27 protein-coding genes and 3 pseudogenes are annotated in these 26,319 nt (G+C 24.3%); 8 read left to right on the forward strand and 22 right to left on the reverse strand.

What is annotated here, in order from left to right; translation table 4 throughout:
• Positions 1–37: 37 nt before the first annotated feature.
• The 10 genes and pseudogenes from AACL02_RS11015 to uvrA form a co-directional block, all read right to left on the reverse strand.
• Complete coding sequence (locus AACL02_RS11015) at positions 38–352, reverse strand: hypothetical protein (protein WP_339041598.1); 315 nt, start codon at positions 350–352, stop codon at positions 38–40.
• Positions 353–463: 111 nt separating this feature from the next.
• Positions 464–799: a transposase gene (locus AACL02_RS11020; RefSeq protein WP_339041600.1), complete on the reverse strand. Its 336-nt coding sequence runs from the start codon at positions 797–799 to the stop codon at positions 464–466.
• Positions 800–801: 2 nt separating this feature from the next.
• On the reverse strand, positions 802–1,284 hold the full coding sequence (locus AACL02_RS11025) for a hypothetical protein (RefSeq protein WP_339041602.1): 483 nt from the start codon (positions 1,282–1,284) through the stop codon (positions 802–804).
• Complete coding sequence (locus AACL02_RS11030; protein WP_339041604.1) at positions 1,284–1,940, reverse strand: SGNH/GDSL hydrolase family protein; 657 nt, start codon at positions 1,938–1,940, stop codon at positions 1,284–1,286. Before AACL02_RS11030 ends, AACL02_RS11025 begins: the two co-directional genes overlap by 1 nt.
• 105 nt (positions 1,941–2,045) lie before the next feature.
• Positions 2,046–2,522: a hypothetical protein gene (locus AACL02_RS11035; RefSeq protein WP_339041606.1), complete on the reverse strand. Its 477-nt coding sequence runs from the start codon at positions 2,520–2,522 to the stop codon at positions 2,046–2,048.
• Between the two features lie 875 nt (positions 2,523–3,397).
• A protein-coding gene (locus AACL02_RS11040; protein WP_339040217.1) for an IS3 family transposase occupies positions 3,398–4,518 on the reverse strand; the annotation gives its coding sequence in 2 pieces (ribosomal slippage) (positions 3,398–4,275 and positions 4,275–4,518; 1,122 coding nt in all).
• 105 nt (positions 4,519–4,623) lie between these two features.
• A pseudogene (locus AACL02_RS11045) lies at positions 4,624–5,058 on the reverse strand (IS1595 family transposase); the annotation flags it as partial.
• 40 nt (positions 5,059–5,098) lie between these two features.
• Positions 5,099–5,248 (reverse strand): hypothetical protein, encoded by a 150-nt coding sequence (locus AACL02_RS11050; RefSeq protein ID WP_339041608.1) that lies wholly within the window; start codon positions 5,246–5,248, stop codon positions 5,099–5,101.
• 81 nt (positions 5,249–5,329) lie between these two features.
• Positions 5,330–5,677: a hypothetical protein gene (locus AACL02_RS11055; protein WP_339041610.1), complete on the reverse strand. Its 348-nt coding sequence runs from the start codon at positions 5,675–5,677 to the stop codon at positions 5,330–5,332.
• A gap of 55 nt (positions 5,678–5,732) precedes the next feature.
• Positions 5,733–8,603 carry an excinuclease ABC subunit UvrA gene (gene uvrA / locus AACL02_RS11060; RefSeq protein WP_339041612.1) on the reverse strand — a complete coding sequence of 957 codons (2,871 nt, stop codon included), beginning with the start codon at positions 8,601–8,603 and terminating at the stop codon, positions 5,733–5,735.
• Between the two features lie 391 nt (positions 8,604–8,994).
• Between uvrA and AACL02_RS11065 the strand changes: the two genes are divergently transcribed.
• Positions 8,995–10,233 carry an IS256 family transposase gene (locus tag AACL02_RS11065; protein ID WP_339043733.1) on the forward strand — a complete coding sequence of 413 codons (1,239 nt, stop codon included), beginning with the start codon at positions 8,995–8,997 and terminating at the stop codon, positions 10,231–10,233.
• A 53-nt stretch (positions 10,234–10,286) separates the two neighbouring features.
• Positions 10,287–10,532, forward strand: a pseudogene (locus tag AACL02_RS11070) (transposase); the annotation flags it as partial.
• A 150-nt stretch (positions 10,533–10,682) separates the two neighbouring features.
• Here the strand turns inward: AACL02_RS11070 and AACL02_RS11075 are convergent.
• Both AACL02_RS11075 and AACL02_RS11080 read right to left on the reverse strand, forming a co-directional pair.
• Positions 10,683–11,045 (reverse strand): hypothetical protein, encoded by a 363-nt coding sequence (locus AACL02_RS11075; protein WP_339041614.1) that lies wholly within the window; start codon positions 11,043–11,045, stop codon positions 10,683–10,685.
• A 9-nt stretch (positions 11,046–11,054) separates the two neighbouring features.
• Positions 11,055–11,483 (reverse strand): hypothetical protein, encoded by a 429-nt coding sequence (locus tag AACL02_RS11080; protein WP_339041616.1) that lies wholly within the window; start codon positions 11,481–11,483, stop codon positions 11,055–11,057.
• Between the two features lie 324 nt (positions 11,484–11,807).
• Between AACL02_RS11080 and AACL02_RS11085 the strand changes: the two genes are divergently transcribed.
• Positions 11,808–12,758: an IS30 family transposase gene (locus AACL02_RS11085; RefSeq protein ID WP_339040235.1), complete on the forward strand. Its 951-nt coding sequence runs from the start codon at positions 11,808–11,810 to the stop codon at positions 12,756–12,758.
• 131 nt (positions 12,759–12,889) lie between these two features.
• Positions 12,890–13,810: an alpha/beta hydrolase gene (locus tag AACL02_RS11090; protein ID WP_339041618.1), complete on the forward strand. Its 921-nt coding sequence runs from the start codon at positions 12,890–12,892 to the stop codon at positions 13,808–13,810.
• A gap of 160 nt (positions 13,811–13,970) precedes the next feature.
• On the opposite strand, the gene AACL02_RS11095 is transcribed toward AACL02_RS11090, so the two are convergent.
• Positions 13,971–14,423, reverse strand: a complete 453-nt coding sequence (locus AACL02_RS11095; protein WP_339041620.1) for an IS3 family transposase — start codon at positions 14,421–14,423, stop codon at positions 13,971–13,973.
• Positions 14,424–14,464: 41 nt separating this feature from the next.
• Positions 14,465–14,743: a transposase gene (locus AACL02_RS11100; RefSeq protein WP_339040199.1), complete on the reverse strand. Its 279-nt coding sequence runs from the start codon at positions 14,741–14,743 to the stop codon at positions 14,465–14,467.
• Positions 14,744–14,815: 72 nt separating this feature from the next.
• On the opposite strand from AACL02_RS11100, the pseudogene AACL02_RS12560 reads away from it, so the two are divergent.
• Positions 14,816–14,917: pseudogene (locus tag AACL02_RS12560) on the forward strand (IS3 family transposase); the annotation flags it as partial.
• A 425-nt stretch (positions 14,918–15,342) separates the two neighbouring features.
• Positions 15,343–16,293, forward strand: coding sequence for an IS30 family transposase (locus AACL02_RS11105; RefSeq protein ID WP_339041622.1), 951 nt, complete (start codon positions 15,343–15,345; stop codon positions 16,291–16,293).
• A 12-nt stretch (positions 16,294–16,305) separates the two neighbouring features.
• Here the strand turns inward: AACL02_RS11105 and AACL02_RS11110 are convergent, their stop codons facing one another.
• The 3 genes from AACL02_RS11110 to AACL02_RS11120 all read right to left on the reverse strand — a co-directional run bounded on the left by AACL02_RS11110 (position 16,306) and on the right by AACL02_RS11120 (position 17,350).
• Positions 16,306–16,608 carry a hypothetical protein gene (locus AACL02_RS11110; RefSeq protein ID WP_339041624.1) on the reverse strand — a complete coding sequence of 101 codons (303 nt, stop codon included), beginning with the start codon at positions 16,606–16,608 and terminating at the stop codon, positions 16,306–16,308.
• Positions 16,609–16,776: 168 nt separating this feature from the next.
• Entirely contained in the window at positions 16,777–17,277 is a 501-nt protein-coding gene (locus AACL02_RS11115) for a hypothetical protein (protein WP_339041626.1), read from the reverse strand.
• Entirely contained in the window at positions 17,219–17,350 is a 132-nt protein-coding gene (locus AACL02_RS11120; protein WP_339041628.1) for a hypothetical protein, read from the reverse strand. The genes AACL02_RS11115 and AACL02_RS11120 overlap by 59 nt, the downstream gene beginning before the upstream one ends.
• Here AACL02_RS11120 and AACL02_RS11125 point away from each other — a divergent pair.
• Positions 17,296–18,117 carry an IS1595 family transposase gene (locus AACL02_RS11125; RefSeq protein WP_281748321.1) on the forward strand — a complete coding sequence of 274 codons (822 nt, stop codon included), beginning with the start codon at positions 17,296–17,298 and terminating at the stop codon, positions 18,115–18,117. The two genes, AACL02_RS11120 and AACL02_RS11125, sit on opposite strands and share 55 nt — an antisense overlap.
• A gap of 429 nt (positions 18,118–18,546) precedes the next feature.
• On the opposite strand, the gene AACL02_RS11130 is transcribed toward AACL02_RS11125, so the two are convergent.
• From AACL02_RS11130 to AACL02_RS11150, 5 genes are all read right to left on the reverse strand, one after another.
• Complete coding sequence (locus tag AACL02_RS11130) at positions 18,547–19,794, reverse strand: hypothetical protein (protein WP_339041630.1); 1,248 nt, start codon at positions 19,792–19,794, stop codon at positions 18,547–18,549.
• 61 nt (positions 19,795–19,855) lie between these two features.
• A complete protein-coding gene (locus AACL02_RS11135) occupies positions 19,856–20,806 on the reverse strand; it encodes an IS30 family transposase (RefSeq protein WP_339040235.1) in 951 nt (316 codons plus the stop codon).
• Between the two features lie 218 nt (positions 20,807–21,024).
• Positions 21,025–23,349, reverse strand: coding sequence for a hypothetical protein (locus tag AACL02_RS11140; protein ID WP_339041632.1), 2,325 nt, complete (start codon positions 23,347–23,349; stop codon positions 21,025–21,027).
• 3 nt (positions 23,350–23,352) lie between these two features.
• Positions 23,353–23,916: a hypothetical protein gene (locus tag AACL02_RS11145; RefSeq protein WP_339041634.1), complete on the reverse strand. Its 564-nt coding sequence runs from the start codon at positions 23,914–23,916 to the stop codon at positions 23,353–23,355.
• A 382-nt stretch (positions 23,917–24,298) separates the two neighbouring features.
• Positions 24,299–24,991 (reverse strand): IS1595 family transposase, encoded by a 693-nt coding sequence (locus tag AACL02_RS11150; protein WP_339043735.1) that lies wholly within the window; start codon positions 24,989–24,991, stop codon positions 24,299–24,301.
• 201 nt (positions 24,992–25,192) lie between these two features.
• Between AACL02_RS11150 and AACL02_RS11155 the strand changes: the two genes are divergently transcribed.
• Positions 25,193–26,313, forward strand: a protein-coding gene (locus AACL02_RS11155; protein ID WP_339041636.1) for an IS3 family transposase whose coding sequence is annotated in 2 segments (ribosomal slippage) — positions 25,193–25,436 and positions 25,436–26,313 — 1,122 coding nt in all. Because the reading frame shifts where the segments join, the coding sequence is not laid out codon by codon here.
• Positions 26,314–26,319: the final 6 nt, after the last annotated feature.

Raw genomic sequence — 26,319 nt, forward strand, 5'->3', positions numbered from 1 at the left:
TAATAAAATTATAACTCTTATAAATAAATATTTCTAATTAATTCTTATTATTATTTATTAATTTAATTAATTCTTGAGCGATAATATTATGTGCTCATTTATTAGGATGAATGCTATCAAAAAAGAAATAATTATTAATATTTTCTTCATTAACACCTTTATTGAAATGAGGAACAATAATACCATTATTAATTATCTCACTAAAATCAGTAGTAACTGCTGCATCAATAATATTGTTATTAATATTCAAGTTTTTAAACTTATTAATAGCGTTTGTTATTGCTGCAAACATATCATATTTAATAATATTTTTTTTATTTTTATTTAATTCTTCAATAATACCATCTAACATTTTATTAAAATTAGTAGTTAAATTTAAAAGGCTTTTCTCCCTTTATGTACTATTTTAATTTTATCACATAAATGCTGAGAAAAGCCTATCTACGGACTTCTCCCCACATTTTTAAATCAAACATAGAATTACAGTTTCAAAACTAGGTATCTTGTTGAATTTATATGCAGCTTCTTTAGCATATAAATGAACATGATGTTTTGCAACTTTGATATGTGTTTTAAATGTTCTTCTTATATGTTTTCAAACTGATTCAATTTGGTTGGTATTTACACCAATTTTTGAAACATAGCCATCTTGATGGTTAACTGTTTCATGCTTAGTGAAAACTGATTTAAAATCGCAATATCCTTTTCAAGAATCAGTATATACAAGACATTTTGAAGAAATGTGTTTTTTTGCAAACTGCAAAAGATTTTTACTCTTTGCGTTTTTCAATACTTTCACAATTAAATTATTGGTTGTTTTTTAATAAATGCCAACAATCAAGGTTTTATTCACCAAGGATCTTCCTTGTTTTTTAAAACCCATATGTGAAAGATACATTTCATCAATTTGCACTGTACCTTCAACAATAAATTGAGGTTTTTTTTTGCAATACGTGTTCTGATTTTATGAGTCATTCTTCAAGCAGTTTTCAAAGTCACTCCCAATTCTTTTGCAATATCTGTTGATGGAATTCCATGTTTGGTGTTTATTCATCTAAAGATAAGATAAAACCAAGATGTTAAAGATGTTTGTGACCTTGAAAATATGGTGCCTGTGAGAATGCTAAATGTTTGATTACATTTTAAACATCTCATTCTTTTTAAATCAGAAGTATTCAAATTAAAATTAAAACACCTAATACATTTGTTTTCTTTCAAATTTGCTATATATGCAAGACATTGCTGTTCAGTTTGAAAAGCATTGTTGAATTCATTCAGTTTCATTATTCCCTCCACAAGTACATGTGGGGAGAAGTCCGATTTAAAATACGTTCCTTATCTTTTTCTTTATTTTTAAATAAAGGGATAATACTCATATTAGGAACATTACATAATAAAATATGTTGAGCACCTTTATTTATCAATTTAGTTAAAGCATTTTTTATTAACTCAACTGCTTTATTAATAATTTCTTCTTGGTCCTTTAATAACGATTGTTTAAAAGCATATAAAATATCATTACCACCAAACTCTACTAAAATTATATCATTACTATTAATATGATGCTGACTAATTAAAGCATCTACTTGATGAGTAATATCAAAATGATTAATAACAAAACTTTCTACTGTTAATTCTTTTTTTCTACTAGCTAAAGCTCCACTAACTGCATAATTATTACCAATTTGCTCATCAGCAAATAAAAAAAGGTCAAATCTTCAAGCAGAAGTTAAATTTATATGCAAATAATCGGCAATAATTTGTGCTGCCACAGGACCATTAGAAAAAGAATTTTTATAAAATGGTGGTAACATTTTAACTATTTTAGGTATTTTTAAATGCTTAAAAAGAGCTGTAAAACCACTTACTAATGCTCCTGTGTCTGATAAACTATCTCCCAGAACATAAAAGTTACCTTTAATTTTTTCTTTATTATTCATAACTTCTCCTTCTAACATAAACTTAAACTGAAAATATCTTAACATAATTGATTTAGCTTGTCATAGTACAAAAAATAATTATGCTAAAAGTGGAAATTATTATATTTAAATAATAGAATTTCCTCTTTGTTTATAATCTTTAATAATATTAATAGTAATTAATATTGCCATTAAACAAGTAATACAACTAATAATATTTAAAACAACAGCAACAATAGTAATTTGATATGAAAAAACTTTATTATCATTAAATTGAGGTAAAAGCACAATAACACTAATAATTTCGCAACTTGTTCCAATAATACCTAAACAAAAACTAATAAAATCAAGCGAAATACTAAATTGATCTTTTCGATATAATTTCATATTTTGTTTTATCAAAGTTTTCTTTAATCTAATTAAACGGAACATTAAGAAAAAAGGTAGAAAAGCTAAAGTAAAACTAGTAATATCAAAAAAAATTGCAACAACAGTTATTCAAAGTGATGCTTTATCATTATCTCAAAAAGGTTGTAATGCTAAAATACTTAGAATTCCCAAAAAAATACCTATTAAACCAGTTCCAAAACTTATTAAATCCATTTTAAGAATTTTTTTATTAAATTTTAAAAAATATACTCTTTTTTCCAAAGTGACAAATCCTTTCATGTCTATATATAAGTAAGATTTTATCATATAAATGGATATATTTTCTACAATTTTAGATTACAAATAAATAAAAAGAATAACTATAATTGTGTTATTAATCTATTGTTTGTTGAAATTTCAATATTTTGTACATTAATTGAATTTATTTCCTTAACAAGAGAGACAATATTTTCTTTAAATAAATTAAGTCTTTGTCTTTTTTTTCTAATTTTTATTTCAACTTTATTCAAACTTTTTTTGATATTACAAATTTTTAATCCAATTTTATAAAGTTGCTCTTTTTGATTATTTAAAACAACTTTTTCACATTCTATTCTATTAACTAATCTTATTTCAAAATTATAATAACCAAAAGTTAAAAACTTAACTAATTTACTTTTAAATTTAAAAATCTTACTTGTTTTTTGTTTTTGAAAAACTTCTAATTTTTTAAGACTATTATTATGAAAATTTAAAATAATTTCTTGTTGATTATTAATTTTGGCTTTTCTCCCTTTATGTACTATTTTAATTTTATCACATAAATGCTGAGAAAAGCCTATCTACGGACTTCTCCCCACATTTTTAAATCAAACATAGAATTACAGTTTCAAAACTAGGTATCTTGTTGAATTTATATGCAGCTTCTTTAGCATATAAATGAACATGATGTTTTGCAACTTTGATATGTGTTTTAAATGTTCTTCTTATATGTTTTCAAACTGATTCAATTTGGTTGGTATTTACACCAATTTTTGAAACATAGCCATCTTGATGGTTAACTGTTTCATGCTTAGTGAAAACTGATGGAATGGCAACCTTTTTTAGGACTATTTTTTGGTAGACATTTGTTTTTGATAATTAACTGGAGTTAAGTAGTTTAAAGTGCTGTGAATTCTTATGTTGTTATATCAATTGATGTAATCAAATAATTCTAATTTTAATTGGATTAATGATGTAAAATTTTTATCATTAATAAATTCGGTTTTGAAAGTTTTAAAGGTTGCTTCAGCAACAGCGTTATCATAAGGACAACCTTTTTTGCTTAAAGAGCGATTAATATTGAATGCTAGTAAAAGTTTATCAATAATTTTATTATTAAATTCATTACCGCGATCACTATGAAATATTTGAATATCTTTTAAACAGCGATTTGAGTGCATAAATGCTTGATATACTAATGATGCATCTTTTTTAGTACCTACACTATGTCCAATTATTTCGCGGTTAAATAGGTCAATTAATAAACAAATATAGTTTCACTTACCATTTACTTGAACATAAGTTAAATCACTAACAATAACTTCATTTTTAACTCTATTATTAAAGTTTCTATCAACAAGATTGTTTATTGGACTATCGTTAACTTTGTTATTATGATTTTTGTATGATAATTTAGTGTATTTTGATATTAAATTATGTTTATTCATAATTTCTTTAATTTTTCGTCTTGATAAATAAATTTCTTGGTTTTCTAGAATGACTTTTAATCTTCTAGTACCATAAACTTCTTTATTTTCTTTAAAAGCACTAATAACAGCTTCATCATAAATATTATTTTTGATTTTATTTTCTTTTTTCTTTAAATTAAAATAATATGTTGATTTAGAGATTTTTAAAAAATGACACATTGTGCGAATTTTATATTTAACTTTATTTTTGACAATAATTTCTATTTTCTGCCTATTATTAGTGCTGCTTGCTTTAAAATATCATTTTCCATTCTTAATTGTTTTAATTCTTTTCTTAATTTAATTAATTCATTTTCTTCAACAGAACGATTATCTTTAGTTTTAAAACTACCTGAATTAGTAAATTGCTTAATTCAATTGTAAGTAGCTGCTCTTGTAACATTATATTCTTTAGCAAGGCAAGATACTGATTTGCCACTTTGATATAAAGCTACTATTTGTTTTTTAAATTCATCGGTATATGAGTTAATATTGGCCATAATTATAGTTCCTTTCTTTGTTCACTTGTCTACGTAATTAGTGTCCAATAAAGTGTAACCCATCCATGATTTAAAATCGCAATATACTTTTCAAGAATCAGTATATACAAGACATTTTGAAGAAATGTGGTTTTTTGCAAACTGCAAAAGATTTTTACTCTTTGCGTTTTTCAATACTTTCACAATTAAATTATTGGTTGTTTTTTGATAAATGCCAACAATCAAGGTTTTATTCACCAAGGATCTTCCTTGTTTTTTAAAACCCATATGTGAAAGATACATTTCATCAATTTGCACTGTACCTTCAACAATAAATTGAGGTTTTTGTTTTGCAATACGTGTTCTGATTTTATGAGTCATTCTTCAAGCAGTTTTCAAAGTCACTCCCAATTCTTTTGCAATATCTGTTGATGGAATTCCATGTTTGGTGTTTATTCATCTAAAGATAAGATAAAACCAAGATGTTAAAGATGTTTGTGACCTTGAAAATATGGTGCCTGTGAGAATGCTAAATGTTTGATTACATTTTAAACATCTCATTCTTTTTAAATCAGAAGTATTCAAATTAAAACTAAAACACCTAATACATTTGTTTTCTTTCAAATTTGCTATATATGCAAGACATTGCTGTTCAGTTTGAAAAGCATTGTTGAATTCATTCAGTTTCATTATTCCCTCCACAAGTACATGTGGGGAGAAGTCCGTTAATTTTATATAATTTCTCTTTCAATTCTCATTTTTTACTACTTAATTTACAATTTAATTCTATTTTTAATGCTGTAATTTTATCAATGAGTTTATCCTTTTCCTTCTATTTTTGTTCCTCTCATATTAAAGTAAATTCAAGTAATTCAAACTCTAGTTCTTTATCTCATGGGAAAAAATTTTCTTTTTCAAACTTAAAAGAAAGAAATTTAAGTTCTTTTCTTTCATCATTAATTACTTCGTCTTTTACTTTCACTAAAAATTTTTGCATTCATTGATACTGTTTTTCCATTATTTTTAAATTTTTTTTAAAAAAAATAAATCAATATTCTAAGTATTGTATATTAGAAGAAGTACTAAAAACTTCTTTTAACTTTATTATATTACTTTTAACATTTTGTATAGTTGAATTTATAAGTATTTCTTTTAAATTTGGTACTACTTCTAAAGACATTTTATTTCTGCACTTCTTTTGTTAAAATTCAAGAATACTACAGAAAATATTTTAATTATTTTCTATTCAAATCGCGATTAATAACTGCTTTTAAATATTGTCCAGTATAAGACTTAGGATTTGTTATTACTTGTTCTGGTGTTCCTGTAGCAATGATTTCACCACCAAATTTACCACCCTCAGGTCCTAGATCAATAATGTAATCAGCAACTTTAATAACTTCTAAGTTATGTTCAATTACAACAACAGTATCACCATGATTAACGATTTTATTTAAAACTTCAATTAACCTTTTAATATCATCAACGTGTAAACCAGTAGTTGGTTCATCTAAAATATACATAGTTTTGCCAGTAGCACGTTTTTGTAATTCTTTAGCTAGTTTCACTCTTTGTGCTTCACCACCAGATAATTCAGTAGCAGGTTGCCCTAATTTTACGTATCCTAATCCCACTTCTTGTATCATTGCTAATTTTTTATGGATTTTTGGATGATTAGCAAAAAAAGTTAATGCTAAATCAACAGGCAGTTCTAGTACATCATAAATATTTTTACCTTTATATTTAACTTGTAATGTTTCACTATTATAACGTTTTCCTTCACAAATTTCGCAAGTTACATAAACATCTGGTAAAAAATGCATCGCAATTTTAATAACACCATCGCCAGAACAACGTTCACATCTTCCTCCTGGTACATTAAATGAAAATCTACCTTTAGCATATCCTCTAATTTTTGCTTCTGGTGTTTGTGTAAATAAATCACGAATATCATCAAAAACTGAAGTATAAGTAGCCGGATTACTCCTTGGTGTTCTGCCAATTGGTTCTTGCGAAATAGCAACAATTTTATCAATAAATTCAATCCCTTTTATTGCTTTATGTTTTCCTGGTCGTTGTCCCTTTAAACCCAAATACTTTTGAATACTAGTATATAAAATATCATTAACAAGAGTTGATTTACCACTTCCTGAAACACCAGTAACACAAATAAATTTACCTAAAGGTAATTTAACATTTATTTTACGTAAATTATTAGCTTGTGCTTCTTGAATTTCAATAACTTTACCATTACCACTTCTTCTTGATTTAGGTAACGCAATAAATTTTTCACCATTTAAATATTTTCCAGTAATTGAATTAGGATTATTAGCAACTTGCTGTGTTGTACCTTCAGCAATTACTTCACCACCATAAATTCCGGCTTTTGGACCAATATCAATTAATCAATCTGCTGCTCACATTGTATCTTCATCGTGTTCTACTACTAATAATGTATTATCAAGATCTCGCATTTGTTTTAAAGTTTCAATTAACTTAACATTATCACGTTGATGTAAACCAATTGAAGGTTCATCAAGAACATACAATACTCCCGTTAATTGTGAACCAATTTGAGTTGCTAATCGAATTCGTTGTGATTCACCACCAGATAAAGTTTGTGCCATTCGTGATAAGTTTAAATAACCTAAACCAACATTAGTTAAAAAACTTAAACGATTAATGATTTCTACTAATATTAATTTAGCAATTTCTTGTTGATAAGCTAATAATTTAATATTTAACATAAATGTTAAACTTTCTTCGATGTCTAAATTAGTATAATGACTAATATTCATTTCTTTATTATTTTCATCTTTAATTTTAACTGCCAATGCAAATTCATTTAATCTTGTTCCTTGACAAGTTAAACAAGTGCGTTCACTCATAAATTTACGATAATAATCACGGGCAAAATCACTAGTTGTTTCTAAAAAACGTCTTTCAATTAAAGTGGCAATGCCTTCAATATAATCATGATTAGGATATTTACGACCATTTGCCGAAGTAATACTGAAAGTAATGGCTTCATCACTACCACGCATAATATAATTAAGTTGTGTTTTTGTTAAATTTTTTAATGGCTGATTCAAATCAATTAAATAATGATAACAAAGAACTTTTAATTTTTGTCATTCTAAATTACTAGTACCAACTAAGTTTTTATAATACTCAATGCCACCATCATTAATTGATAGTTTTAAATCTGGCATTAATAATTCTTCGTCAACTTCTAATTTTACTCCCAAGCCTTTACAATCAAAACACGCTCCACTTGGTGCATTAAAAGAAAATAAACGCGGTTCTAAACTGGGAATTGAAAATCCACAAATTTTACAAGCATATTTTTGAGAAAATAATCACGTTTCATTTGTTTGCGATAAAATAACCTTTGCTAAACCATTACTATGATTTAAAGCAACTTCTAAAGCATCATGAATTCGTGAAATAGTATTATCATCATTGGTAAATTTAATACGATCAATAACAATATCAATATCATGACGTAATGATTTATTCAATTCAATTGGTTCATCTAAACTATATATTTTATTATTAATTTTAACTCGCAAAAAATTTTCTTGTTTTAATTTTGCTAATAAATCTTGATGACTACCTTTTTTAGCATTAATAACTGGTGCTAAAATTTCAATATTAGTATTATCTTCTAACGTTTTAATTTTATTAACCATTTCTTTTAAAGTTTGCGTGCTAATTGGACCATGACCCTTATTACAATAAGGAGTTCCAATTCGTGCATAAAGTAAACGCAAATAATCATAAATTTCAGTAACAGTACCAACAGTACTGCGAGGATTATTACTTGTAGTTTTTTGATCAATAGAAATTGCTGGTGCTAAACCATCAATAGCATCAACATCAGGTTTTTCGCTGTTTCCTAAAAATTGACGAGCATAGGCTGAAAGTGATTCAACATATCTTCGTCTTCCTTCTGCATAAATTGTATTAAAAGCTAATGATGATTTACCACTTCCTGAGACACCAGTAATAACTACTAACTTATACTTTGGAATTTTAATATTAACATTTTTTAAATTATGTTCACGTGCACCTTTAACAGTAATATATTTTTGATTATGTGTCATTTATTCCTCCACTTATATGCTCTTTCTAATTAATTATATACTATATATAGTTAACTTTAATAGCATTATTGCTAATTAATATTAAAGAATATCAATTATAATTAGTTTAAAATATTATCTAAATCAATATTTAAAATTTTAAAATTATTTATTGCAAAAGAAAATATATAAAAACTTAAATTACAAAAAAATGAACAATATATATTCAAAATTGAAATACAGCAATTGCTCATTTCCTGATAAAATTTAAAAATTAGAATTAATTATTACTAAAAAATGTTATATTCCAATTATTTTGGAAATGTTTAGTAATCTGTGTAACTTACAAAAATAACTATGTTTAATTAATTCTAGTAAATATAATTAAATGACTAGAAAGAGTGAGTTACAGATGGCTAAAAAAGATAACTTTAATAATAATGATCCAATATCAAAAGCAGTAGATTTATTACTAGAAAATACTGAAGATTTAACAACAGTTTTTAAACCTGGCGGTTTATATAAAGAATTAACAAAAAGATTAGTTGAAAAAATGTTGAATTCTGAAATGCAAAATTATTTAGGATATGAAAAAAATCAACATACTACTACTGAAAATGCTCGTAATGGTACAAGTTCAAAAAAATTAATAACTCAACAAGGTAAAATTGAAATTGATGTACCAAGAGATCGCAATAGTAATTTTACTCCTGTAATAGTTCCTAAAAGGCAAAGAAGATTTGATGGTTTTGATCAACAAGTTCTTTCCTTGTATGCAAAAGGAATGACATTATCTGACATTAGAATGCAGTTGCAAGAGTTATATCATGGTGCTGATATTAGTGAAAGTGTTATTAGTCAAATTACTGATGATGTTATTGATGATGTTAAAGCATGACAAAATCGACCATTAGAAAGTATTTATCCTATTGTTTATTTTGATTGTATAGTAGTTAAAGTACGACAAGATAAACGGATTATTAACAAATCAGTTTATATAGCATTAGGAGTTGATTTAGAAGGCAAAAAAGATGTTTTAGGATTATGAATTAGTGAAAATGAATGTTCTAAGTTTTGATTATCTAATTTCACAGAAATGAAAAATCGTGGCTTAAATGATATTCTTATTGCTTGTAGTGATAATTTAACAGGCATGTCAGAAGCAATACAATCAGTTTATCCTAAAACAGAACATCAATTATGCATTGTTCATCAAATTAGAAATAGTTTAAAATATGTTTCATACAAACATCGAAAAGGTCTAGTTGCAGATTTAAAACCAATTTATAGTGCATGTAGTGAAGAACAAGCAATGCAAGCTTTAGAATCGTTTGAAAGTAAATGAAATAAACAATATCCTCAAATTACTAAATCTTGATATAAAAATTGAGATAATTTAATGGTTTTTATTAGTTATCCAGTAGAAATCAAAAGAGTGATTTATACTACAAATGCTATTGAATCTGTTAATAGTCAATTACGAAAAATCATCAGAAATAAAAAAGTTTTTCCTAATGATATGGCAGTTTTCAAAATATTTTACTTGGCAATTGAAAATATAACAAAAAAATGAACATTGCCTATTCAAAATTGAAATACAGCAATTGCTCATTTTATGATAAAATTTGAAGACAGAATTAATCTAAATTAGTAACTTTGTAAAACAAAGATACACAGATTATTAAAAAGCCTCAATTTATGGTTTTTATTAGTTATCCAGTAGAAATCAAAAGAGTGATTTATACTACAAATGCTATTGAATCTGTTAATAGTCAATTACGAAAAATCATCAGAAATAAAAAAGTTTTTCCTAATGATATGGCAGTTTTCAAAATATTTTACTTGGCAATTGAAAATATAACAAAAAAATGAACATTGCCTATTCAAAATTGAAATACAGCAATTGCTCATTTTATGATAAAATTTGAAGACAGAATTAATCTAAATTAGTAACTTTGTAAAACAAAGATACACAGATTATTAAAAAGCCTCATTATTTTTTCTAATAAAAAATAATTGGAATAATTTTATTTACTTAAATTATATAAATTTATCCATTAACTTTATTTATATTATTTTTTTCTTTCTTTTTTATTAACTTTAACTACTACTATTTTCTCCTTGATATTGTCAAAGTTCAGCAAATATTCCATCAGCTAAATTATTCTCGGTATTAGAGATGCATTTTCCAGTATCAGCAGTTGTTTTAGTTCGCAAAAGATCATTATAACTACCTAAGAATGGTACATATTTAGAACCTAATGATCCTGAAGTTCTTTCATTAATAAAAGCTAGTTTTGCTGAAGCAGGAGTGGTTCATACCTGACCATTATTTAAAAATGTATGATTATGCTTTCCAACACTTCCTGATGTTTGTCCTTCTTTATCACTCTGAACTATTGTTAAACCTTTAGCAAGATCTACTTTTACTCAACCTTCTGGCATTTTTGATCCAACAGGCATTCATTTATATTAACCAGGAATTCATTGTCCTTTACTTTCATCTGATTTTTTATTTTTTTCTTGACAATCTTTTAATTGTTCTTCTAGTTCTTCTCTTTTTGCTTTACATTCTTTTAACTGTGCTTCTAGTTCTTCTCTTTTTTCTTTACATTCTTTTAAATCTTCTTCTGATTTTTTATTTTTTTCTCTACATGCTTTTAATTGTTCTTCTAATTCATCAATTTTATCTTCTAGTTCTTTAATTTTTTTTGATTTATCTAATGATTCTTTTACTGATTTTGCATAAAGACTACTTATTTCTTCTAATTCATTAGCTGTTTCTTGTAATTTTTTATTTAATTTTTCCATTTTTGCTTGACAATCGCTATCATCAACATTAACAGTAGTAACACTTTCTCAACTATCTTCTTCTACTGTCTTATTTTTTTCATTTATCATTTTTAAGTATCCTCCTTTTTATTAAAATTCTCGTATACTATTTTTATTAATAATGAAAATTATTGAAAATATTATTTTGTTTCAATTTTAAATAAGATTTATTTAAAGATAATTTTAAATAAATATCACTTAAAGTTTACAACTAAAAAAATTACTATACAATAAACTTTTCTAGAAAGCAATTATTAATAAAATTAAATATTAAAAATTATTAATTTGCTGAATTATACTTGTAAGTGCAAGTAAATAAAATTGCAAAAAAATTCTCATATAAAAATTTCATAATGCTAAATTTATTTTATAAAAAAAGTAAGGAGTTTTTATATGAGTTATAAACATCTTGGCGTAGATGAAAGAATTTATATTGAGAATCAATTGAAATTTAAAGTTAAAATTAGTGAAATAGCTAAAAATCTTAATCGAAATATTAGTACTATTATTCGAGAAATTAATAGAAATCAAGATAATAGTAATTATTTTTCATTGATTGCACAAAATAAAGCTGAAAATAGAAAACAATCACATATTTTTTTTCATAAGTTTAAAAATAAAGATTTAGTAAAATATGTGCAACAAAAACTATTATTAGGCTGATCACCTGAACAAATTTATGGCAGAATTAAAAATTTTCATAAACAATGAGTTATTAGTTTTAAAACAATTTACAATTGAATTTATTCTGGATTGCTTGATCAAGTTACTAGTAAAAATTTAAGAAGAAAAGGCAAAAAACGCAAATCTCAAGAAAATCGTGGCAAATTCAATAGCAAATCAATTAAAGAAAGAGATCTTAATATTAATGATCGTATAACACTTGGTCATTGAGAAGGAGATACTATAGTATCATCACGAGGCAAAAGTAAAAAATGTTTAATAACTTTAGTTGAAAGAGTATCACGATTTACTTTAGCAATATTAGTTAAAAACAGAACTACTAAAGTTATTAACAAAAATATTAGCCATTATTTATCAATTCTTCCTAAAAATATTGTTAAAACCATTACTTTTGATCGTGGTAAAGAATTTTCAAATTGACAACAACTTGAAAAAAATTTAGATGTGAAAATTTATTTTGCAAATCCATATTCACCTTGACAAAGAGGTACTAATGAAAATACTAATGGTTTAATTAGAGAAAAATTTCCTAAAAAATTTAATTTTTCAAAAACTTGTAAAAATGAAGTTCATAAATTTATATTGTCTTTAAACCAAAGACCAAGAAAAATACTAAATTATCTTTCACCGATAGAATATTTGGATAGAAAAATAATTTAGTTGCACTTACCTTTACAATTTAGCATTTAATTATTTTAAAATAATTAAATTAACATACATTAATATTTTAAACATTTGATAAGATAGTGTAAAATAATTAGTAGTTTAGTAGTTTAGAAAAGGCTTAAAAAATGACAGTAATCAACACATCTGTGAATCAAAAAATTTTATTAACTGGTTATAAAAGATTTTGTTATTCTTTTAGCAAAATTTTATTAGTTATTCTATTATTTCCTTTTGTTTATTTTTATTCAAAAAAATATCAAAAACAATTTTTAGAATTTTGCTTTTCTTATCAAAAAGAAGGTAAATTTAAAATAAACAACGAACAAACAGTTGATATTAATAGTTTTAATTATCATCAATATGATTGTCAAATTAAAAATCTTAATAAATATGGCTATCCAATTGATTGAAAAAAAGAAAATTATCAAGAATTTACCATTAAAAATGATAATAATCAAAACATTAGTTGTCTAACTGTCATTCAAAAAAAGAAAAGTGATAAATGAGTTATTGGTTTTCATGGTTGAACAGAAAATAAATATTTAGCATTAAGATTAGTCTCATGATTTTATGAAGAAGGATACAATATTTTAACTTTTGATAGTGTTGCTCACGGTAAAACTGATGGCCAATATAGTGACATTGGTCTTACTTGTGCTGAAAATATTAACTGTTTAATTAATTGAATAAAAGATAATTATCAAGTTAGCAGTATTGGTTTAATTGGTAATAGTATGGGTGCATCAACAATTAATTATTATTTATTTAATTATAAAGTAACCAATTTAATTAACTGGGCAATTACTGATTGTGGATTCTCTAATCTACTTGTTCAATTTCGTTACGTCATGCAATATCGCTATAAAAAACCTTGATGATTAATTAGTAATGGTTTAACAAAAAGATATCAAAAATTTACAAATACAAATATTTTAGAATATGATTTATTAAAAAAAAGGGGCGGTTGTCAAAGTTACGAAATAATTAATTATCATATTAGTAACTTATTTCCAAAAATTAATTATTTGAAAAATAATGAAAATTAGACAAAATTACTTTCTTTAACCCTTAAATTTAAATTTATATTCGACGTATTTTAAAAAATATACATTTAAAAAATAAAATAAAAATTATTAACAAAGTTATTAAGGAAAAAGGCAAGAAATAATCTTGTCTTTTTTTTGTAATTGTAAAATTTTAAAATTTTTAATAAACCTCTTTAGCACTATTATCAACACGTGTTAGAGAACTAAAACAGTGAACCACAACAAATAAACAAATATAGTTTCACTTACCATTTACTTGAACATAAGTTAAATCACTAACAATAACTTCATTTTTAACTCTATTATTAAAGTTTCTATCAACAAGATTGTTTATTGGACTATCGTTAACTTTGTTATTATGATTTTTGTATGATAATTTAGTGTATTTTGATATTAAATTATGTTTATTCATAATTTCTTTAATTTTTCGTCTTGATAAATAAATTTCTTGGTTTTCTAGAATGACTTTTAATCTTCTAGTACCATAAACTTCTTTATTTTCTTTAAAAGCACTAATAACAGCTTCATCATAAATATTATTTTTGATTTTATTTTCTTTTTTCTTTAAATTAAAATAATATGTTGATTTAGAGATTTTTAAAAAATGACACATTGTGCGAATTTTATATTTAACTTTATTTTTGACAATAATTTCTATTTTCTGCCTATTATTAGTGCTGCTTGCTTTAAAATATCATTTTCCATTCTTAATTGTTTTAATTCTTTTCTTAATTTAATTAATTCATTTTCTTCAACAGAACGATTATCTTTAGTTTTAAAACTACCTGAATTAGTAAATTGCTTAATTCAATTGTAAGTAGCTGCTCTTGTAACATTATATTCTTTAGCAAGGCAAGATACTGATTTGCCACTTTGATATAAAGCTACTATTTGTTTTTTAAATTCATCGGTATATGAGTTAATATTGGCCATAATTATAGTTCCTTTCTTTGTTCACTTGTCTACGTAATTAGTGTCCAATAAAGTGTAACCCATCCAAGTCCGTTATTTGATTACATCAATTGATATAACAACATAAGAATTCACGGCACTTTAAACTACTTAACTCCAGTTAATTATCAAAAACAAATGTCTACCAAAAAATAGTCCTAAAAAGGGTTGCCATTCCACTACTTAACTCCAGTTAATTATCAAAAACAAATGTCTACCAAAAAATAGTCCTAAAAAAGGTTGCCATTCCAAATATCAGTAAAATCAAAATATACAGATTTTAATATTACTTTTATATCTTTATATTCTCAAATTTTATTTTTATTTGGATGAATTGGACTTGATTTTAGTTCAAAATAATATGGTAATAATAATTTATAATCATCATTTAAACCTTTATTAATTGATAATGAAGAATAAATATTTTGATAACATAATAAATACTTGTTTAAAAATTTTAAATTGTAATAAATTTGCTGAATTATACTTGTAAGTGCAAGTAAATAAAATTGCAAAAAAATTCTCATATAAAAATTTCATAATGCTAAATTTATTTTATAAAAAAAGTAAGGAGTTTTTATATGAGTTATAAACATCTTGGCGTAGATGAAAGAATTTATATTGAGAATCAATTGAAATTTAAAGTTAAAATTAGTGAAATAGCTAAAAATCTTAATCGAAATATTAGTACTATTATTCGAGAAATTAATAGAAATCAAGATAATAGTAATTATTTTTCATTGATTGCACAAAATAAAGCTGAAAATAGAAAACAATCACATATTTTTTTTCATAAGTTTAAAAATAAAGATTTAGTAAAATATGTGCAACAAAAACTATTATTAGGCTGATCACCTGAACAAATTTATGGCATAATTAAAAATTTTCATAAACAATGAGTTATTAGTTTTAAAACAATTTACAATTGAATTTATTCTGGATTGCTTGATCAAGTTACTAGTAAAAATTTAAGAAGAAAAGGCAAAAAACGCAAATCTCAAGAAAATCGTGGCAAATTCAATAGCAAATCAATTAAAGAAAGAGATCTTAATATTAATGATCGTATAACACTTGGTCATTGAGAAGGAGATACTATAGTATCATCACGAGGCAAAAGTAAAAAATGTTTAATAACTTTAGTTGAAAGAGTATCACGATTTACTTTAGCAATATTAGTTAAAAACAGAACTACTAAAGTTATTAACAAAAATATTAGCCATTATTTATCAATTCTTCCTAAAAATATTGTTAAAACCATTACTTTTGATCGTGGTAAAGAATTTTCAAATTGACAACAACTTGAAAAAAATTTAGATGTGAAAATTTATTTTGCAAATCCATATTCACCTTGACAAAGAGGTACTAATGAAAATACTAATGGTTTAATTAGAGAAAAATTTCCTAAAAAATTTAATTTTTCAAAAACTTGTAAAAATGAAGTTCATAAATTTATATTGTCTTTAAACCAAAGACCAAGAAAAATACTAAATTATCTTTCACCGATAGAATATTTGGATAGAAAAATAATTTAGTTGCACTTACCTTTACAATTTAGCATTTATATAATTTGGATAATCTAATTCTCATTGTTTAAATAAGTTAGTAATTACTTCATCAGGTTTTTGTCCTTCGAATTTTGTACGTAATTTAGCAATGTCATTTAATGGTTTACCTTTATCATCATATGTATCACCATCAAAATTTCTATTATAGTTATATGTATAACTTAACATATCTAATAATAGTTGTTGTAAACTGTCATTAGTTGGTGCATCTTTTATTTCAATTTCAATATCATCAAATCTATTATTAGTTGCAACATATTGATAAAATTGACTTTCACCCACAAAATCTCAAACTTCTTTATCTTTTAATTCTTTTTGACTTTTTAGTGGTCATTTACCACCTAAAACATTACTAAATTCATATCCTAATCAAGCATGTGTAACTCTTGCGTTTTTAATAACTTCTCTTCTTGTTATATTACCAGTACTAATTTTAATTAAATCTAAAACTTATTTTTCTTGTCCAATAAATTGCTTTGCTAAATTTCAAGGTAGTATTTGTTCACTAAATCATTGTTGTAAAATTCTAACTTTTGGTTGAGTTTCAATAGGCATTGATAACAGCGGAAATGCTATCTTATCTTTAACAAATAACTTTGGGTATACTTCCATATTATCAACTTCACCAAGTATCTTTATATTGCCGAAAATCATGCTTCTAGGGGATTTTATTTTTAAACCAATAACTTTGGTATCTTTATCTAATGGTTTTTGTAATTTAATAATAATTGGATAACCATCTCTTGTTTTAAAATCTTTAATTTTAATAATAGTTATACTTTTAGTACTTCTTGTTTTTGGATTTTGATAAGGTTGTGAATAATTATTAATAATATATAAATTATCAATATTATTTTCAGTTAATGGTTCATTAATAGACACAGCATACAATTTAAATTGATTTAATAAATTTATTTCTTGAAATATTAAATTTCGGACTTCTCCCCACATGTACTTGTGGAGGGAATAATGAAACTGAATGAATTCAACAATGCTTTTCAAACTGAACAGCAATGTCTTGCATATATAGCAAATTTGAAAGAAAACAAATGTATTAGGTGTTTTAATTTTAATTTGAATACTTCTGATTTAAAAAGAATGAGATGTTTAAAATGTAATCAAACATTTAGCATTCTCACAGGCACCATATTTTCAAGGTCACAAACATCTTTAACATCTTGGTTTTATCTTATCTTTAGATGAATAAACACCAAACATGGAATTCCATCAACAGATATTGCAAAAGAATTGGGAGTGACTTTGAAAACTGCTTGAAGAATGACTCATAAAATCAGAACACGTATTGCAAAACAAAAACCTCAATTTATTGTTGAAGGTACAGTGCAAATTGATGAAATGTATCTTTCACATATGGGTTTTAAAAAACAAGGAAGATCCTTGGTGAATAAAACCTTGATTGTTGGCATTTATCAAAAAACAACCAATAATTTAATTGTGAAAGTATTGAAAAACGCAAAGAGTAAAAATCTTTTGCAGTTTGCAAAAAACCACATTTCTTCAAAATGTCTTGTATATACTGATTCTTGAAAAGGATATTGCGATTTTAAATCAGTTTTCACTAAGCATGAAACAGTTAACCATCAAGATGGCTATGTTTCAAAAATTGGTGTAAATACCAACCAAATTGAATCAGTTTGAAAACATATAAGAAGAACATTTAAAACACATATCAAAGTTGCAAAACATCATGTTCATTTATATGCTAAAGAAGCTGCATATAAATTCAACAAGATACCTAGTTTTGAAACTGTAATGCTATGTTTGATTTAAAAATGTGGGGAGAAGTCCGTAGATAGGCTTTTCTCAGCATTTATGTGATAAAATTAAAATAGTACATAAAGGGAGAAAAGCCTTAAATTTTTAATATCAGTCATACTATATTCAATAGTATTATCATTAATATTAGTACTTGCTCTTTGATTTAATTGCATAGTAAAGTCTGATGTTTCAACTGCAATAGTTTTTAATACTTTATCAATATCAATAAAACCTATTTTAATAGTATTTGCTGAAAATTTTAAAGTATTATTTTCATTATTTTTAAATAAACGTTCAATTTCATAAATATAAATTGTTCTTTTTTTAAATTAATCGTATGCTCTATTAATATCTGGGTCACTAGTAGCACGCATCATATTAGTAAAGTCATAAGGAATATTATCAATTAAATAATCATTTTCTAATTCTGCTTGATTAAGTTTAGTTTGTTTCTGTTTCTGTGGAAACTTCGTTTGTGGTTTGTTGTTGTTTTCCATTGTTTTCTCCTATTAATTGGTTATTTTCGGGATTAAATAATTTTAATTTAACTGTTAAATTATTAATTTCTTGTTCATCATTAATATTAAATGTTTTACTATTTAATAAATCTTTATCAATACGTACTAATATTTGAATAAATTTAAGAATATCAATATTAAATTGTCATAATTTTTGTTCAATATAATTAATAGTTGAAATATTTACTGCTGTACTTTCGGGAACTGATTGTTGTGCTGATTTCTTTTGACTTGTTATATGAATACCACAACGTTTAAATATTTCATTAACATTTCAATCATATATATCAGTTAAATTTTTACCTTTAAAATTACTATTTGTCATATTGATATTTTCGTTTTGTTCATTATTATCTCCACCGCTTTTAAATATGTAATTTTTAGTAACTAATGTTCTTACTGCGTCTTCTATTAAAGATTGAACATTGCCATAAGTTTGACTAAATATAAATTTAGGTGAGTTTAAAATAGTATCTAAAACAATTTGTTCATAAATAACATCTAATGCTTTAATTTTATCCATTACTTTATTACAATCTGCTAGCTCATTTGCTTTATTTCTCATAATTGCTATTGGTATATAGTTAATATTTAGTATTTTTTCTTGTGCTAAATTAGGATTATTAATGTATGATTTAAAATCTAATGGAAATTGTTTTTTATTATCACTAACACTATAAATTTCACGATTAATAGTTATTTGTTCATTATTTAATGTATAAACTTCAAATAATCTTACCATTTGTGCATTTTGTTCATAACTATCATAAAAAATAGTACATTCAATTAATTTACCAGTAATATCATAAACTCTTTGTTGTATATCTACTACTTGAAAATATAAGTCATCATTAGCAATATAAATTAAATAAGCACTAATTCCTAATTTACTTAATTTAAAAATAGAATTTCAATTTTTTCTATAAAATTCTTGTTGAATTAAATATTGTTTAATGGTTTCATTATTAATATCTAATGGAGCATTATATAAATTAGCATTATTTTCTGCTACAAAATCAGTGAAATAAGTTTCATGGTTAAAATCATTAAAACCAAAATAATTTAAAATTGAAGCATGAGTACTTTTATTTTTATTAGTTAAAAATTTTACTTTTTCATTTTGATTATCACCAATATTACTTTTATCTTTTCTAAAAAATCTACTTAACATAATATTCACCACCTTTTTTTAAAATATTTGATTAATTGCTAAATTGTAAAGGTAAGTGCAACTAAATTATTTTTCTATCCAAATATTCTATCGGTGAAAGATAATTTAGTATTTTTCTTGGTCTTTGGTTTAAAGACAATATAAATTTATGAACTTCATTTTTACAAGTTTTTGAAAAATTAAATTTTTTAGGAAATTTTTCTCTAATTAAACCATTAGTATTTTCATTAGTACCTCTTTGTCAAGGTGAATATGGATTTGCAAAATAAATTTTCACATCTAAATTTTTTTCAAGTTGTTGTCAATTTGAAAATTCTTTACCACGATCAAAAGTAATGGTTTTAACAATATTTTTAGGAAGAATTGATAAATAATGGCTAATATTTTTGTTAATAACTTTAGTAGTTCTGTTTTTAACTAATATTGCTAAAGTAAATCGTGATACTCTTTCAACTAAAGTTATTAAACATTTTTTACTTTTGCCTCGTGATGATACTATAGTATCTCCTTCTCAATGACCAAGTGTTATACGATCATTAATATTAAGATCTCTTTCTTTAATTGATTTGCTATTGAATTTGCCACGATTTTCTTGAGATTTGCGTTTTTTGCCTTTTCTTCTTAAATTTTTACTAGTAACTTGATCAAGCAATCCAGAATAAATTCAATTGTAAATTGTTTTAAAACTAATAACTCATTGTTTATGAAAATTTTTAATTCTGCCATAAATTTGTTCAGGTGATCAGCCTAATAATAGTTTTTGTTGCACATATTTTACTAAATCTTTATTTTTAAACTTATGAAAAAAAATATGTGATTGTTTTCTATTTTCAGCTTTATTTTGTGCAATCAATGAAAAATAATTACTATTATCTTGATTTCTATTAATTTCTCGAATAATAGTACTAATATTTCGATTAAGATTTTTAGCTATTTCACTAATTTTAACTTTAAATTTCAATTGATTCTCAATATAAATTCTTTCATCTACGCCAAGATGTTTATAACTCATATAAAAACTCCTTACTTTTTTTATAAAATAAATTTAGCATTATGAAATTTTTATATGAGAATTTTTTTGCAATTTTATTTACTTGCACTTACAAGTATAATTCAGCAATTTTTAATACAATTTTTACTATAATAAATATAATTAAACCAGCAACTGCAGAAGATAATAACACTCCAATTAAACCTAAAATAATCTTTATAATTTTAAAAAACATAATATTATTCCTGTAATTCTTGTAATTTTAATAGTTGTCCAAATGTAAAAGGATATGGAACAGTAGTCATGAATATACTATTTTTATTTACTTGTAATCACGTATATGAACCATCTGTATATATAAAACTATCTAAATATTCTGTATTATTATTATTTCCACTATATATAAATTCTTTATATATTCATGAATATTCTGTTTTATCATTAGTAGCACAATAATTGTAATAAATAAGATATATTTTATTTTTAATAAAATTAAATTGAATAGTTTTATTATCTTTTTTTGTTCCTACTTCTTTTCAATTTGAACCACTTGGACTTGGTGTTGGAGGAATATTTTTTAATTCAATATCTCAAATATTTTCTTCTATTTCATTTGTAGTTAAACTACCAGACCTTATTTGTACTTTTGATTGAATATCTACTTTAATAGTATCTTGTAATTCTTCTAATGAAAATATATTTCCATATTGTTTATTTCCTCCAATAATAATTAATTGACTTTTTCTATTAACAGTTCCTAATTTAATAATTAATGAAGCATCTTCATTATCAATTTTACCTTTAACAAGCATATAATCTCCACCTATATATGAAGAACCTTTAAACTCTATTTTTAGTTTTACACTTGTTTGATTAAAAGGTGGTTTATCTCATGTTATAAATACTCTATAATATTTATTAAAACTAAGAGCAAAATCTTCTCATGTACGATTATCAAGACTTTTACCTATTATTTTTCAATTTTCTTTATCTTGTTTTTTATCAATATTAGTTTTATTTTCATTAATAGCACCAGCAACTGTTTTATTAGTAGTTTCTAAATTAGGAATTTTAGTACCAATAGTATTGATAGCAAAAGCATATTGAAATTGGTCTTTATCCATTTTATCTTCTAATTTTTTATCTACTTCTTCTTTTTTATAATAATCAGATAAATCAGTTTTACCACCACTAGCACTAATTTTATTATTTTCATCAATAGTAATATTTTCACCAGCAATTAATTTATTTTGTTTTTTATCTAATAAATTATTAGTTTCTAGTTTTGTATAATAATCACGTTCAGTACCTTCTTCCGATATAAATTCAGTTGGTGTATCTATTCCTTGATATTGATATATTTCTTGTATATCACCAATTAAATTAATTTTTCCACGTTCAGGATAGGAATTACCTCCACCACTAAATTTTTTATTTCTATTGTCATAGTAAATAGTTCCAATATTTAAAATATTTTTATTTTGTATTTGTTCTTTATAAGTCATGGAATCAACATTTAACAATTCAAATTCATGAAAAATATTATTTAAATAAATTTTAATTATTTTATAAAATTTCATAAAGTTATTTTCTGTTGAATAGTGATAACTGATTTTAATAAAATATCATTTCAACATTTCTATATTATAATTTTCAACTTTTTTTCATAAAGGACTAGTTTCAATATTAAATCAATTATTTTTGATATCATCAATGTTTTCATTTGTTTTAGTTAATTCACTATTTAATTTGGTAATTTCATTTTCATTTGTAGTAATTCGTTTTTGTTGTTTAGCAGAAAAATCACAAGTTGGTGCATGCGTATAATCACCAATTTGTGGATTATTTTGTAATGCTTCGGGGGGTAATGTACCAATTTCATCAGGTCAATCTAAAATCATTGTTTCAGTTTCTTTATCATAATCAGTTGCAACATAACCTTTATTAATAAATTTACTAACAGGACCTCTATATATTTCATTTTCATTATCATCAACTAAATCATCATATAATTTAATTTGTTTTAATAATGTAAATTCTTTTTGTTCTTTAATTAATTCATCAACTTGATTTCTAGTATAAAATGCTTTTAAATCAATTTTTTCAACATCTATTTCATCATCATTATAACTTGAAAATATTTGTTTTAATTCTGTTAATCTTGCTCATATTTTCATTCTACTTGGTGCTAAATCTCAAACATTAATCGTAGGAGTACTATTTGCACTAAATTGATTACCATTATTAAATTGAATAGTAGCATCAACATTAAATTCAATTGGTGTACGATTAAATACTCAATGTTCAAGCATAACATAAACCATATCTCTTAATGTTTCTTTAATTAATTCATCTTTAAAACTATCAAAAGGAAATTTAGATAAAATAAAATCAAGATAAGCATTAATATCATTTTGAGCACGAATAGCAAAAGTTTTAAATCAATCATTAACAATTGGTCATGTTTGTATATATTGCTGTGGCGTTTCTGTAATTTTTCCAGTTAATGGATATCAGTTATTATAATTTTCAAGACTGACATCAGTTCAAAGTTTATTAATCATAATTTATCATTCCTTAAAAAATGCTTGTTTATAATGATGAGTATGTTTTTTTGTTTTTTTATGTGTTATATGCTCAATTTCTTTTTGTATTTTATTTTTACCTTTTTTTAATTTTTTCTTACTTTTTGTTACAACTTGACTATATGCAAACTTTTCTAAATGATGTAATAATCCTGTACCAAATAAAGTATTAACTGAAAACTTTAAACCAACATTTTTAAATGATTTGTTAATATTTTCAATAGGATTATTAATAACATTTACTACTTTATGATAAGTTCTTACTATTCTAAATATTTCTCTATATACTTTAAAACTATCTCTAATTACTTGTTGTACCACTGGTGGAGCAAATGCTATTGCTTTTAATCATTTATTACGATTAACACCATAACCAATGTATCAACCACTATATCAACGATATCAATGGAATGGATGTATTTGAGTAACAAAAGTTTTTGCTTTAAGAATACTATCAACAACTGTAATTGGTTTATATTTAGGATTGCGATGATAAATAGTAATTGCACATTTATCTAATGACAAAGGTTGAATTTTACAACCCATAAATACTGGTGAATTTAATGGAATTAATTGTGCATGTTTAATTGCTCTTTTTTCTGCACTAGTAAATAAATCAGTTGCTTTTTCTTTTAATTTATTAATTTTTTCAAATGCTTGTTTTTCTAAATTTTCAAATTTTTCTTGTAATTTATATATACTTTCTCTTATTTTTTCAAAATATTGTGTATCTTTTCAAAATTTATTTAAACCTTTTTTTAAATAAAATCTAATATCAAAATATTTAAAACTTTGATTTGCTTTTAAAACAAGTTGATGAATAACATTATTTTTAAAATTAAATTTGGCTTTTCTCCCTTTATGTACTATTTTAATTTTATCACATAAATGCTGAGAAAAGCCTATCTACGGACTTCTCCCCACATTTTTAAATCAAACATAGAATTACAGTTTCAAAACTAGGTATCTTGTTGAATTTATATGCAGCTTCTTTAGCATATAAATGAACATGATGTTTTGCAACTTTGATATGTGTTTTAAATGTTCTTCTTATATGTTTTCAAACTGATTCAATTTGGTTGGTATTTACACCAATTTTTGAAACATAGCCATCTTGATGGTTAACTGTTTCATGCTTAGTGAAAACTGATTTAAAATCGCAATATCCTTTTCAAGAATCAGTATATACAAGACATTTTGAAGAAATGTGGTTTTTTGCAAACTGCAAAAGATTTTTACTCTTTGCGTTTTTCAATACTTTCACAATTAAATTATTGGTTGTTTTTTGATAAATGCCAACAATCAAGGTTTTATTCACCAAGGATCTTCCTTGTTTTTTAAAACCCATATGTGAAAGATACATTTCATTAATTTGCACTGTACCTTCAACAATAAATTGAGGTTTTTGTTTTGCAATACGTGTTCTGATTTTATTAGTCATTCTTCAAGCAGTTTTCAAAGTCACTCCCAATTCTTTTGCAATATCTGTTGATGGAATTCCATGTTTGGTGTTTATTCATCTAAAGATAAGATAAAACCAAGATGTTAAAGATGTTTGTGACCTTGAAAATATGGTGCCTGTGAGAATGCTAAATGTTTGATTACATTTTAAACATCTCATTCTTTTTAAATCAGAAGTATTCAAATTAAAATTAAAACACCTAATACATTTTTTTTCTTTCAAATTTGCTATATATGCAAGACATTGCTGTTCAGTTTGAAAAGCATTGTTGAATTCATTCAGTTTCATTATTCCTGGATGGGTTACACTTTATTGGACACTAATTACGTAGACAAGTGAACAAAGAAAGGAACTATAATTATGGCCAATATTAACTCATATACCGATGAATTTAAAAAACAAATAGTAGCTTTATATCAAAGTGGCAAATCAGTATCTTGCCTTGCTAAAGAATATAATGTTACAAGAGCAGCTACTTACAATTGAATTAAGCAATTTACTAATTCAGGTAGTTTTAAAACTAAAGATAATCGTTCTTTTGAAGAAAATGAATTAATTAAATTAAGAAAAGAATTAAAACAATTAAGAATGGAAAATGATATTTTAAAGCAAGCAGCACTAATAATAGGCAGAAAATAGAAATTATTGTCAAAAATAAATCTAAATATAAAATTCGCACAATGTGTCATTTTTTAAAAATCTCTAAATCAACATATTATTTTAATTTAAAGAAAAAAGAAAATAAAATCAAAAATAATATTTATGATGAAGCTGTTATTAGTGCTTTTAAAGAAAATAAAGAAGTTTATGGTACTAGAAGATTAAAAGTCATTCTAGAAAACCAAGAAATTTATTTATCAAGACGAAAAATTAAAGAAATTATGAATAAACATAATTTAATATCAAAATACACTAAATTATCATACAAAAATCATAATAACAAAGTTAACGATAGTCCAATAAACAATCTTGTTGATAGAAACTTTAATAATAGAGTTAAAAATGAAGTTATTGTTAGTGATTTAACTTATGTTCAAGTAAATGGTAAGTGAAACTATATTTGTTTATTAATTGACCTATTTAACCGCGAAATAATTGGACATAGTGTAGGTACTAAAAAAGATGCATCATTAGTATATCAAGCATTTATGCACTCAAATCGCTGTTTAAAAGATATTCAAATATTTCATAGTGATCGCGGTAATGAATTTAATAATAAAATTATTGATAAACTTTTACTAGCATTCAATATTAATCGCTCTTTAAGCAAAAAAGGTTGTCCTTATGATAACGCTGTTGCTGAAGCAACCTTTAAAACTTTCAAAACCGAATTTATTAATGATAAAAATTTTACATCATTAATCCAATTAAAATTAGAATTATTTGATTACATCAATTGATATAACAACATAAGAATTCACAGCACTTTAAACTACTTAACTCCAGTTAATTATCAAAAACAAATGTCTACCAAAAAATAGTCCTAA

The organism is Spiroplasma endosymbiont of Apeira syringaria (assembly GCF_964020205.1).
Taxonomy (GTDB): Bacteria; Bacillota_I; Bacilli_A; order Mycoplasmatales; family VBWQ01; genus Spiroplasma_E; species Spiroplasma_E ixodetis_A.